The 11,981-nt window shown below is 40.2% G+C and carries 9 protein-coding genes and 1 pseudogene; 6 read left to right on the top strand and 4 right to left on the bottom strand.

The window, feature by feature from the left end; genetic code table 11:
• Nucleotides 1-3: 3 nt before the first annotated feature.
• The gene (locus tag JCM15074_RS01600; protein ID WP_234400136.1) at nt 4-2,151 is read right to left on the bottom strand and encodes a winged helix-turn-helix domain-containing protein; all 2,148 of its coding nucleotides are present in this window, start codon (nt 2,149-2,151) and stop codon (nt 4-6) included.
• A gap of 260 nt (nt 2,152-2,411) precedes the next feature.
• Between JCM15074_RS01600 and JCM15074_RS01595 the strand changes: the two genes are divergently transcribed.
• The 3 genes from JCM15074_RS01595 to aqpZ all read left to right on the top strand — a co-directional run bounded on the left by JCM15074_RS01595 (nt 2,412) and on the right by aqpZ (nt 7,377).
• The gene (locus JCM15074_RS01595) at nt 2,412-5,165 is read left to right on the top strand and encodes a TonB-dependent receptor plug domain-containing protein (RefSeq protein ID WP_234400135.1); all 2,754 of its coding nucleotides are present in this window, start codon (nt 2,412-2,414) and stop codon (nt 5,163-5,165) included.
• A gap of 67 nt (nt 5,166-5,232) precedes the next feature.
• Entirely contained in the window at nt 5,233-6,534 is a 1,302-nt protein-coding gene (locus tag JCM15074_RS01590) for an alkaline phosphatase (protein ID WP_037468813.1), read from the top strand.
• Between the two features lie 150 nt (nt 6,535-6,684).
• Complete coding sequence (aqpZ, locus tag JCM15074_RS01585; protein ID WP_025819548.1) at nt 6,685-7,377, top strand: aquaporin Z; 693 nt, start codon at nt 6,685-6,687, stop codon at nt 7,375-7,377.
• 80 nt (nt 7,378-7,457) lie between these two features.
• Here the strand turns inward: aqpZ and JCM15074_RS25370 are convergent, their stop codons facing one another.
• Complete coding sequence (locus JCM15074_RS25370; RefSeq protein ID WP_025819547.1) at nt 7,458-7,928, bottom strand: type II secretion system protein; 471 nt, start codon at nt 7,926-7,928, stop codon at nt 7,458-7,460.
• Nucleotides 7,929-8,343: 415 nt separating this feature from the next.
• On the opposite strand from JCM15074_RS25370, the gene clcA reads away from it, so the two are divergent.
• From clcA to JCM15074_RS01560, 3 genes are all read left to right on the top strand, one after another.
• Nucleotides 8,344-9,798, top strand: coding sequence for a H(+)/Cl(-) exchange transporter ClcA (gene clcA / locus JCM15074_RS01570; RefSeq protein ID WP_148300709.1), 1,455 nt, complete (start codon nt 8,344-8,346; stop codon nt 9,796-9,798).
• Between the two features lie 123 nt (nt 9,799-9,921).
• A complete protein-coding gene (locus JCM15074_RS01565; protein ID WP_025819544.1) occupies nt 9,922-10,302 on the top strand; it encodes a DUF2750 domain-containing protein in 381 nt (126 codons plus the stop codon).
• 19 nt (nt 10,303-10,321) lie between these two features.
• Entirely contained in the window at nt 10,322-10,729 is a 408-nt protein-coding gene (locus JCM15074_RS01560) for a hypothetical protein (RefSeq protein ID WP_025819543.1), read from the top strand.
• Between the two features lie 90 nt (nt 10,730-10,819).
• Here the strand turns inward: JCM15074_RS01560 and erpA are convergent.
• Together erpA and JCM15074_RS01550 are read right to left on the bottom strand one after the other, a co-directional pair.
• Nucleotides 10,820-11,169: pseudogene (gene erpA / locus JCM15074_RS20435) on the bottom strand (iron-sulfur cluster insertion protein ErpA).
• A gap of 56 nt (nt 11,170-11,225) precedes the next feature.
• Complete coding sequence (locus JCM15074_RS01550; RefSeq protein WP_025819542.1) at nt 11,226-11,942, bottom strand: DUF6776 family protein; 717 nt, start codon at nt 11,940-11,942, stop codon at nt 11,226-11,228.
• Nucleotides 11,943-11,981: the final 39 nt, after the last annotated feature.

The raw sequence follows: 11,981 nt of genomic DNA, 5'->3' as shown, positions 1-11,981 counted from the left end.
TCGCTAATATAAAAGTTTATGCTGTAATCGCATAATATCCCGCTGTGAATAATCCGCGAGCGTCAGCAATAATTGCTGACGCTTTGCCATATAATCGAGCGCACCAATATTACTGATTATTGAGCTAGGTATTTTTAAAATTGGCCTTACAGCTTCGGTCTGTGCATCCCAAAAACTAATGATCTGATACTGACTGGCCATTTGCCGAAAATAAACACCTTTCGCTGTGACCACCCAATTATAATAATCAGTGAATTTTTTACTGCTGATCACTAAACTCAATTGATCGGGAGTGTCTAATGACATTTTCCACAAGCCCTTACGGCCACTCCGACTCAACAGCAGTTCTTTATCATTAATAAACTCTCCATGCCGCACCCTAATATCTCCTAAAAACTGTGCTTGAGAATTATCAAGTCCAAACGAAAATAACCCAGCATCAGTCGATGTTAACACTCGCTTATTATCAAACGACCAAATGAGTCGTCGATGTGACACATAATTAGAGGCTAAAATACTAATATCACCCGTACTAATATCCAGAATATGGATCTTATTTCCTTCATTATTCTCATCTGGTGCTAAAAAAGCGATCATAGTGCCATCAGGAGACCAACGAGGATAAGCGACTCTACGTTTTAGCTGCGTATGTTGACGCCGACTATGACCAAGATCATCAGCTGTCCATATTTCATTATGTCCTGACTCATTGGAAACATAAGCAATTCGTTTCGCTATATCAGAATAATCGGGATTGCGGTGACTAAATTCAGAAACAATTAATGGAAATGGCATACTCGGGATCTGCTCAGCCACTGCAAGCTGAGCAATCTGATAAAGCTTACTGTAGCGAGCATAAACCAACTCAGTACCAGTTAGGTTATAACGGGGATAACTCAAACCATCAATATCAAGTGAAATAATCTCACCACTTACAGTATCAAGTACAAAGCCCTTACGGATCCCTGAGGTCTCTGTACTATATATCAACCGTTGATTATCAGTATGCCAAGTGAGTCCCCTAATATCCTCTAATCCTTGAGTTAATCTACGCTCCTTATTAGTCACTAAATCACGAACGAAAATATCTTCTGAGATATGACCAAATCGACGGGCGATTGCCAATACTTTACCATCTTGGCTAATGGCTAAATCACGGTCGACAAAATCACAATCCGTTTGGCATGATAAACGCTTAGGCTTAGCTTCTTTAGCCGTTAAACTCAGCTGGTAAATACCACTTCGAACAGCACCTTTGGCTCGCCAAATATAGTAAAGATGCTCACCATCAGGGCTAATATCAATCGCCGAATGATCACGATAACATTCGCCAATCACTTTGGTTTTACTACTTGCTAAAGCCAATTGAGTCAATTGGCATTCACCACTGCGGTTTTGCTCACTTGCATAATATAAATAGGCATTATCAGGACTCCAAACAGCACGCATCTCACTACTCGTATTGGCTGTTAAACGCTTACTCAACAAGCTGGAATCTTTCATACTTTGCAAATACAAACTGGTACTTTTACCATCTTTGCGACTGCCATACACCAACCAACGGCCATCAGGAGACACTATCGGGTAACGTTCTGCTCCCGGTAGTCGAGTCAGTTGTTCAATATAAGTTTGCTTTGATCTTTGTTTATCTTGATGGAGGTGCCAGACCGTACCCATCAATAGGATAACCACCAGAAGACTAAATAGCGCGATGCCATATTTCACTCGACTATGAGTTTGATCTAACTGTTGCTGTGTTTGTTCAAGTAATGGCTCAAGCTCATCAATCACTTCATCAAATATAGGTTCAATTAACAGTTGATAGCCCGTTTTCCTTACTGTTTCAATGACCTCTATCTGACTATCAAACAAATTGAATTGCTTACGCAAATGCCAGATGGCATTGGTCAATGCTTTACTGCCTACATAAGTATTACCCTGCCATATATGTTCAATCAACTCTTCTCGAGTCACAACCTCTGGATAACGGGAGGCAAGATAGGCGAGTACATCAATAAATTTAGGTTGTAGAATCGCTTTTTGGCACTCATCGGCTTGCGAATAAGTAATACAGTTTTCATTCGGTATCACCCGATATGAACCTAATTGAAAACTTACGTTTTGAGCGATTCCCACCATATGAACCATCATAATCTCCTGATTATTGCTGGTAACCATTCCAAATTAAACGCACATCCATGCACTTACTATTTAATTATTAACTGCCAAAGTAACAAGTTAACAGATTGTTATCAAATAATTTTTAGATAAATAGACATTTAATAGATATATAAACAACAAAGAAACGACCCTGATTTTATTGCTGTCAATTAACAATTTAATTACAACAAATGTAACCAACTTAAATGCGTTTATCGCAACAAACTAGAACTAAAATTAGGGACGCTATCATGAGAATGAAGTTATCAGCATTGACGCTAGCCATCAGCACCGCCTCACTAACAGCCCCACTCAATATTGCTCAAGCGGCTGAAACTGGCGCGACAGCTGAAATGGAAAAAGTCACAGTAACAGGCTCGCGTATTAAACGAACTGAGATAGAAGGTGTATCACCGATTACAATTATTAGCGCTGATGACATTGCTAACAGTGGCCTAGACTCCCTAACAGAAGTATTGCAAAACTCGATTGCTAATAACGGCTCATCTTTAAACGGTGAATCTGATGGCTATACCGACAGTGCTAGCTCAATTAACTTAAGAGGCATGGGAGCCAATAGGACTTTAGTCTTGATCAATGGTCGTCGTCAGGCATCATTTCCAACGGCATCAGGCGGCACCAGTAATTTTGTCGATATTTCAGATATTCCAACCGCAGCAGTACAAAGAGTAGAAATACTTACTGGTGGAGCCTCCGCAATTTATGGTTCAGATGCCGTTGGCGGTGTTGTAAATATCATCCTAAAAGAGGTATATGAAGGCAGTAAACTAGCTGCAAAATATTATGACCCAACCCAAGGGGGTGGTGAGCAATACGATTTATCATATATCCAAGGTCTTAATACTCAAAATAGTCAAACTATTATCATTGCAGAATACCGTAAAGTAGAAGCAATAAAAACCGAACAACGTGACGACCTATATAGTCCGAGTTATTACCAAAACGAAGAGGGTGATACCTTATGGGGTGCAGGGCCATTTAATGACGCATCACCATCAAGCTGGTCATCAAGAATTACGGACTACAGCAAAGTTTATCATGACAGTAAATATAACTTATTAGATGAAGCACAATGCGAAAATATCTTCGGTAATAAAGGTATTTATACCCCCTCTCGAAAATATGATTGTTATTATGACAAATATGCAGATAGAGGCTTAAAGTCTGCCTACGACAGAGTCAATTTGGTGATCAATAGCACCTACGACATTAATGATGATTGGCAGCTTTATGGCATGATCAATGCCTCATATAAAGAAGCTACAAAATATAAAGATGAGAAAGGCTTTGGTATCAGCATTTATGAAGACGAAGACACAGGCGCTTTTAGTTACGACAAATATGCTTTTGCCGATGACAACCGCTACTACTTAGCGAGACGTATGGAAGAGTTTCCAGGTACTCGAACTTATGAAACACAAAATACTAAAGCCGCATTTTCATTAGGTGCCAATGGTATTGTTGGAGATTATGAACTGGATTTATCTTGGTCTAGTGGCTTTAATATTTACAAAAAACAAAATCAACACATGGTTAATGGCCAAGCTTTATTATCCGTACTAACAATGGATCCCAATAATAGTGATCCCAATAAATGGTATCCACACCATAAGCTCACTTCTGAGCAGGTAAACCTGCTGATGGGGACCTCAAAAAAAGATTCAGATTCAAGTATGCATCAATTCCAAGCTGTATTCACTGGTGATTTAATGAGTCTACCAGCGGGTGAAGTCGCTTTTGCAACAACAGCCGAATGGGCAAGAGAGAGTTATGAAGATACGCTAGATGCGATTACCACTGATGGCGGATTTATTGGTATGGGGGGAACTGGAGGACAAGGAGATAGAGATCGTCTCGCAATTGCAGGTGAACTTCAAATTCCACTACTGAGCAATATTACCGGGGTTCAGCAATTAGATCTATCTGTTGCCTTGCGCTATGACCATTACCTTGACGACTCAGAAGTCTCAGGGGCTACAACCCCTCAATTAGGACTCAGCTACCGCCCAATAGATAATGTTATGGTACGAGCGAATTGGGGACAAAGTTTTAGATCACCTGATATGCATCGTTTATATGCTGGAGAAACAAGAGGTTTTGGTGGCATTGATATACCCCACCCAACTATACCCGATGAAATTTATGAAGATGATTACGTCTCTTATAACTCAGGTAATTTAGACTTAAATGAGGAAGAAGGAAAATTTTGGAATTTAGGTGTCGTTGCCAATATGACTGATGATATCGATCTCACTATCGATTGGTGGAGCATTCGTCTTGATAACGCTGTTAGAACTATTTCAACCTCTGAAATGCTACAAAGTGAGCAATACAATGTAACTAATCAATACAATGATTGCCGTGATATAAAAGGTGTCGGTTATATCAACGAACTCGATGACGATGGTATCACTAATATCGCATGTATAAAAAAAGGCCCAATTAACAGTGCTTATGAAGCATCAGAAGGAATTGATGCTAGCTTTAACTATAAATTACCAGAAACTAACTTTGGTCAATTTAAGCTAAAACTAGCGGCATCATATCTCATAGAAAAAGAATACCAAGAGAATCAATCAAGTCCTGTCGAACAACAAACAAAAACAGATTACGTTCCCCACTGGAAAGGTAATGCGAGTCTAAATTGGCGTTACCAAGACATCAGTGCAACTCTAGCTTATTACTATACGGGTACCGCTACGGGTGAAGATACTTTCGAATCCGTTAACGCAGATGGTGAGAATATCGCATGGCTTGCACAAGATACCTTAGCTGCTTATCAAACATTTAACTTAACAATGACTTACAGAGCACCGTGGCAAGGTAAATTTACTGCTGGTATAAAAAATATTACCAACGAAATGCCCCCTCTATTTAATGAATTAAATGATAAACATAATGACTGGCCATTTTTTGAGGATAGCAACAGCAGTTATTCAATAGAGGGGCGTAACTTATTTTTTGGTTATTCACAAAAATTTTAACTACCTCAATTTATATCAGCACTTAAGCACCTCCAATGAGGTGCTTAAATTTATATGGGATCTATCAATGAAATGGATAATCACAGCATTAATATGCTTAACATCAAGCATCAACTCAATGGCAATTGCAGCTGAAACAAAGCACCCTAATATTATTTATATTATTGGTGATGGCATGGGACCAGCTTATACAACGGCTTATCGTTATTTTGCAGATAACCCCGCCACTAAAACTGTCGAAAGCACTATTTTTGATCAATTACTCACTGGTATGGCGAGCACCTACCCCGATGATGATACCTATGTGACCGATAGCGCCGCGGCAGCAACTGCTCTTGCCACAGGTACAAAAAGTTATAATGGTGCTATCGCTATGGATCATGAAAAGCAGCACTTAACCACCCTATTTGAGCACGCGAAAGCAGCTCATTTTAATACAGGAGTGGTGGTAACCTCGCAAATTAATCATGCTACACCAGCCAGCTTTTTAAGCCACAATGAAAGCCGCCGTAATTATGATGACATCGCTGATAGTTATATCCACAACACAGTTAAAGGACGTCAAATTGCCGACCTTATGTTTGGTGGTGGGCAACAATATTTTATTCGCCCAAATCGCAACCTAGTACAAGAGTTCAATAACTTAGATTACCAGTATCAAAGCGACATAAATGATCTACACAAATTTACCCGTTTACCCGCATTAGGCTTATTTGCGGCAAAAGGTCTACCACCTGCGCTAGGCAGTGAACATCCAACTCGATTAAACCAAATGACCCATAAAGCATTGCAGTTGCTCACTCAAGAAAAAACACCTTTTGTACTGCTCATTGAAGCCAGTCAAATTGATTGGTGTGGCCACAGTAATGATATTAGCTGTGCGATGGCGGAAATGGACGATTTAGCCGCTACTGTCACCCAAGTAAAACAGTATATTGATAAGCATCCAAATACATTAATGGTGATGACGGCTGATCATTCAACCGGAGGATTAACACTCGGTAGCCAAAATAAATATCTATGGCAGGGGCCGATATTAAAACAGGTCAAATTGATGCCAGCAGCGTTAGCAGAGATGATGCAAAAGCAACCTGACCATGCATACCAAATTTGGCACAACAATACTGGCATCAAATTAACCGATATTGCACAGGCAAGCTTAACTAAGCTAAGTGCTGAGCCAGATCCAGAGTTGCTCACTCACTTTATCAAAACAAAAATTGACCAAGCAACTCTCACGGGCTGGACCACAAAAGGTCACACTGCAATTGATGTACAAGTATTTGCTTATGGTGTTGAAGCCGATAAATTCAGCGGTCATATGACCAATAGCGATATTGCTCAACGCCTGTTTAAGCTCGTTCAATAATCAGGCGTAACGTATATTAAACAGTCATATCAACCAGTTTTTAGCGTTAAAACCTATATTTTACTTGTCAAAGGCTATAGTTTTTAGATAAAAAGCGACACTTATCACATAAAGCGCCAATATCTTGACGCACTTCAAAGGATAATTGAAATGAATCTTATGCAAAAAATGCTCGCTGAAGGACTGGGTACTTGTTGGCTAGTATTAGGCGGTTGTGGAAGTGCTGTATTAGCGGCTGCCTATCCACATTTAGGAATTGGCTTTGCTGGCGTAGCGTTAGCATTTGGTTTAACTGTACTTACAATGGCATATGCTATTGGTCATATCTCTGGCTGTCACTTAAACCCAGCAGTATCGTTAGGTGTATGGGTTTCTGGCCGTATGCCAACATCTGAATTACTGCCTTATATGATTGCACAAGTTATTGGTGGCATTATTGGCGCAGGTATTTTATTCGTTATTGCTTCTGGTAACGCTGACTTTTCACTTGCAAATGGCTTTGCCGCTAATGGTTATGGCGCCCACTCTCCAGGAGGATATGACTTAACCTCCGCAGCAGTATGTGAAGTGGTAATGACTATGTTCTTTGTACTGATTATTTTGGGCGCAACAGATGAACGTGCACCAAAGGGATTTGCACCCATCGCAATTGGTTTAGGTCTAACCCTAATTCACTTAATCAGTATTCCTGTGACTAATACTTCAGTTAACCCTGCTCGTAGTACCGCTCCAGCATTATTTGTTGGCGACTGGGCAACATCACAACTATGGTTATTCTGGGTTGGCCCATTTGCTGGTGCCATTCTTGCTGGTCTAATCTACAAAGCGTTTAAAGCTAAATAACGTCCAAAATAAAAGGGAGAGCATTATGCTCTCCCTTGCTGTTAATGGCGCGATTAATTAAACCAAGTTAGCCGATAAACCTAACACTCATCACCTACTTCGACTTTTAAGGTATCACTCAAGTTACATGCCTCGGTAATACGTAAATAACATTTACTTGAATCACTGTCTTTGGGGTACCAAAGAATGCCTCGGCATGTCGCTGTATCGCCTTCCCATTTATAAGCTAAACTACTGTCTTTAGTTATACCAACAGCACTTGATACACTGATCCCTGAATTATAGCCTGTCACCATTGGGAAACCGTTTCTCATGCCCAGTACTGCGCCATCTTCGGTCACAATATTGGCTTCAGTTTGTCCATCAATTTGCCACTTCAAATGAGCTAAATTCGCCATAGATTTTACCGCGCCAGCATAACCTTTTAATACTGCAGCCTGCGCATCACCTTTTATATTTAGAAATTTTGGCGCCGCCACAACGGCCAAAACACCTAAAATAATGATCACTACAACTAACTCTATTAAAGTAAAACCTCGTTGTAACTTCATCAGCATTCCTTTGCTAATTTAAGGGTAATTAACTAATTTTAACGACAACCTCAACAGTAAAATAGAGCATTAGCATGAAATAGTACTAAAGCATTACTTAGCTGCAGTCCAGATTTTATACTACTTGTTTGCTCATTACTGACTAATTAAATTCCATTTAACCTGATACATATCGCAACACCTTTTAAATTTAATGATACAATTAGACATGTTCGAGTCATCTACATACTTTTATATGCAGAGGCTAGCAGCAAGTTCAATTCTTAGCGTATCGATATTGGCATTGTTTTCTCTTTGTTCACCTCGATTCGCCAACGTAATAGTTTGAATATAGTTTATGTTTGCCACAACAGTGATATCAAAAATCAGTGTTGCGAGCATTAATTAATAGCCCAAATATTAGTAGCCAAAATCCATGAATAGTGAAGCCCAAATCACTGAACCGAAACAAACTAAGGTCTCATTTCGTACACAACCGACCCGGATTGTGCGTCGATTCTTATCATTTCATAAGAACCCCGTCATCATCATCTTTTTGTCTGCCCTCATTGGTATTTTAGCTGGATTGTTATGTACCTATTTTGATATTGCCATCTCTTGGGTACTGGATGGACGTAAAGATTTTGTCGCATCGCAAGGTGGAGTGGGCTTTATCACCGTCATTGGTGTCGTTATTTCAAGCTCATTGCTCGCCTGTTTCGGTTTTTATCTGGTGCATCGATTCGCACCGGAAGCTTCTGGCTCTGGTATTCCTGAAATCGAAGGCGCACTAGATGACGTTCGCCCAGTACGCTGGTGGCGCGTTATTCCCGTTAAATTTTTTGGTGGTATTGGTACGATTGGTGCGGGAATGGTACTGGGTCGTGAAGGTCCATCGGTACAAATGGGCGGTAGCGTCGGTAAAATGATCTATGATATTTTCCGCGTTAAAGATAAAGAAGGCCAACACACATTAGTCGCTTCAGGTGCCGCAGCAGGTTTAGCCGCAGCATTTAATGCGCCGCTGGCAGGTATTATGTTTGTGGTTGAAGAGATGCGACCACAATTTAGATATAACTTGGTATCGATAAAAGCCGTGATGATTGCTGCAATTATGGCAACCATCACTTGCCGAGTATTACGTGGCCAAGATGCCATGATTACCGTCCCGATTTATGATGCAGCACCATTATCTTCATTAATACTATTTCTATTATTGGGCATGATTTTTGGCATTATAGGCGTGGCTTTTAATCGTATGGTTGTCATTACCATGGACGCATTTGCCCTATTTCATCGCAACGAACAAAAACGTTTTCTCCAACTAGGAGCCTTACTTGGTGCGTTTTTTGGCTTAATGTTGATGTTATTACCCAAACTCACAGGTGAAGGCGTTAACTTAATCCCTTTAGCCACCCATGGTAGCTTTAGTTTATCGGTTTTATTCTTACTCTTCTTTGCACGATTAGCGACCACTTTAGCCTGCTTTAGCTCCGGAGCACCCGGTGGCGTATTTGCACCAATGCTCGCGCTAGGCACACTCTTTGGAACCTGTTTTGGCACTATTTGTGCTGATCTGTTCCCACAAATGCACCTTGATCCTGGCATGTTTGCTATTGCAGGTATGGGCGCTTTATTTGCAGCGACAGTAAGAGCACCGGTGACGGGTATTTTATTAGTGATGGAACTCACCCATAACTATGATCTTATTTTGCCATTATTAATCACCACCTTGGGTGCAACAATGGCAGCTCAAGCTCTTGGCGGAAAACCTATTTATAGTCAATTATTGGCGAGAACACTTGCTAAACAAAAAGCCCAACAGGCTCAAGTCGAAGCTGACAAAGTTGATGCTCAAATGCAGCAGTCACAACCGCCAGCAGGTAATTAGACACACAAATAATCTGAGATAGCGAACTGCTATCTCAGATTATTAATTGATGGTAAACTGCCCACCAGCAAAACTTAGGTAAGCACTTAAGTCTATTTATTTTGTATCTAGAGATAAAACCCCATGAGCGATTCAGCAAAAATGTTAGCCAAAATCACCGCAATGACTCCAGAAGCACGTTACGACCATATGGTTGAAGAGATCAAAGCCAATAAAGTTATTTGGACACTACAAGATAACGATGGTTGCGTGATGCTAACCACTGAAGATGAAGATTGCATCCCAATGTGGCCAAGCGAAGAAGCTGCTGCATTATGGGCCGTTGATGATTGGCAAGATTGTGAGCCGTTAGCGATTGAGCTAGGCGAATGGCAAGAGCGTTGGGTATCTGGTATGGAAGATGACGAGTTATTCGTTGCAGTATTCCCAGTCCAAGATGACCTAGGCGTTGTTGTTGCCCCATTTGAATTAGATCAGCGCTTAACGCCTAAGACTCGTCACTAATTAAAAAAGGTTATAGTTAATGAGTTCAGACACTAATAAATTACCAAAACGCTTGCTTATATTGGCCATCATTTACTTCGTTATTGCAGTAGCTGGGTTAGCCATGAGTTCAAGTATTTTATTATGGTTATTATTAGCCCTCATTAATATCGCCGTACTTGGCAAACAAAAAGCCGGTCTAATGATGCTAAAGGCACTTGGGGTCGCTCAACTGCTGTTAGTCAGCTTTGTTTCGCTTATTTGGCTTAATCCAAGCAGCTTACAACAAGAGCCTTGGTTTGAGATCCTACAGCAACAAACTTGGCTACATCAGCCATTATTACTGGTTGCGATTATTGCCTTGGCAATTGCCACGTTATGGGTAAGTTTCAGCCATAAAGTCAGCCATTATTGCCAGCCCAATATTAATTTAAATATTATGCAGTAATAAATAATATCAGTGATATAAAAGAATTTGCCAATAAAAAAGCCGTCATAATGACGGCTTTTTTGATGTTGATATTTGCACTTAGCAAAGTTAAATAGAAAAACTCGCACCACAACCACAAGTTGTTGTCGCATTAGGGTTTTTCACAAAGAATCTTGAACCTTCAAGCCCGAAGTGTAATCCACTTCACCGCCCACTAAATACTGTAAGCTCATAGGGTCAACAACGAGTTGCACCCCTTGTTTCTCAACAGTAAAGTCACCTTCGTTAACTTTCTCATCGAAAGTAAAACCATACTGAAAACCAGAACAACCACCGCCTGTTACGTAAACACGCAATTTAAGCGCATCATTCTGTTCTTCTTCTAGCAAGCTTTTAACTTTTTCTGCTGCCGCATCAGTAAAGTGAATTGGCAAAGCATCTTGGGCTTGTTCTGTCATTACTACCTCTATACATCAGTTTATGCCGTGGATTATCTAATACCCGACTAATTTGTTCAAGTATTACGCAGAATATCTGCCACATTAAATACTTGTTCAGTCATGCCGACTTTCTTACCTCGGCCTGCTGGCACCTTGATCACTATCTCAACTTTACTCAATGTAAAATCTGTTGGCAGCACAAACTCCGCCTCAATGTTTTCAAAATACTTAAAACTAAACTTGCTCTTAATCTCAATTAATTCATCAAGTTTATAACGCTTAGCTGCGCTATTTTCAATACCAACCAATACAATTTCAGCATGACCTTTTATGGCCGATTTTTGTTTACTCAGCTGAGTTAAAATCAACTTTAGCTGATATTGATTCGGTAATAATCCTTGAGTTAATTCTACTCCGTGTATTGCCACACCGTTAACAATATTTTCAGGTGCCATAATGCTGCGATAAAAACCGAGTTCATGAGCTAACTGTTGTTGTTTACCAATCTCTTCGGCAAATAATTTTTGCATCTGTTCATTGGCTTGGCGCGATACGCTTAATGCGACTTCTCTTTTAGCCAGTAATTTTCTTAATTGGTCGTTTTCAGCTTCAAAAGGGTTAACCTCAACCACGGTAACTGCTGGCTTAGTTTGTAATTGTTGCCATCCCTTGTACAGCATAATACTGCTTAGGCCACCAATGATCAGTGCCACGGCAAAAAGCCAGCTGTAAGGTTTTAAATATTGGAGATGTACTTGCAGTCGCGCAGTATAACGCTGATAATTTGCCATTATAGCAACAATTCCTTATAACTCATTACTTAGCATTTA

This window comes from Shewanella marina JCM 15074 (genome assembly GCF_000614975.1).
GTDB lineage: Bacteria > Pseudomonadota > Gammaproteobacteria > Enterobacterales > Shewanellaceae > Shewanella > Shewanella marina.
The sequence above is the reverse complement of the archived record's forward strand: the minus strand, read 5'-3'. Positions and strand labels throughout refer to the sequence as shown.

Coding starts and splice junctions, on each gene's coding strand:
- aqpZ (WP_025819548.1), top strand. CDS start 6,685: ATGAATCTTATGCAAAAAATGCTCGCTGAAGGACTGGGTACTTGTTGG.
- JCM15074_RS01595 (WP_234400135.1), top strand. CDS start 2,412: ATGAGAATGAAGTTATCAGCATTGACGCTAGCCATCAGCACCGCCTCA.
- JCM15074_RS01560 (WP_025819543.1), top strand. CDS start 10,322: ATGAGTTCAGACACTAATAAATTACCAAAACGCTTGCTTATATTGGCC.
- JCM15074_RS01590 (WP_037468813.1), top strand. CDS start 5,233: ATGAAATGGATAATCACAGCATTAATATGCTTAACATCAAGCATCAAC.
- JCM15074_RS01550 (WP_025819542.1), bottom strand. CDS start 11,942: ATGGCAAATTATCAGCGTTATACTGCGCGACTGCAAGTACATCTCCAA.
- JCM15074_RS25370 (WP_025819547.1), bottom strand. CDS start 7,928: ATGAAGTTACAACGAGGTTTTACTTTAATAGAGTTAGTTGTAGTGATC.
- JCM15074_RS01565 (WP_025819544.1), top strand. CDS start 9,922: ATGAGCGATTCAGCAAAAATGTTAGCCAAAATCACCGCAATGACTCCA.
- JCM15074_RS01600 (WP_234400136.1), bottom strand. CDS start 2,151: ATGATGGTTCATATGGTGGGAATCGCTCAAAACGTAAGTTTTCAATTA.
- clcA (WP_148300709.1), top strand. CDS start 8,344: ATGAATAGTGAAGCCCAAATCACTGAACCGAAACAAACTAAGGTCTCA.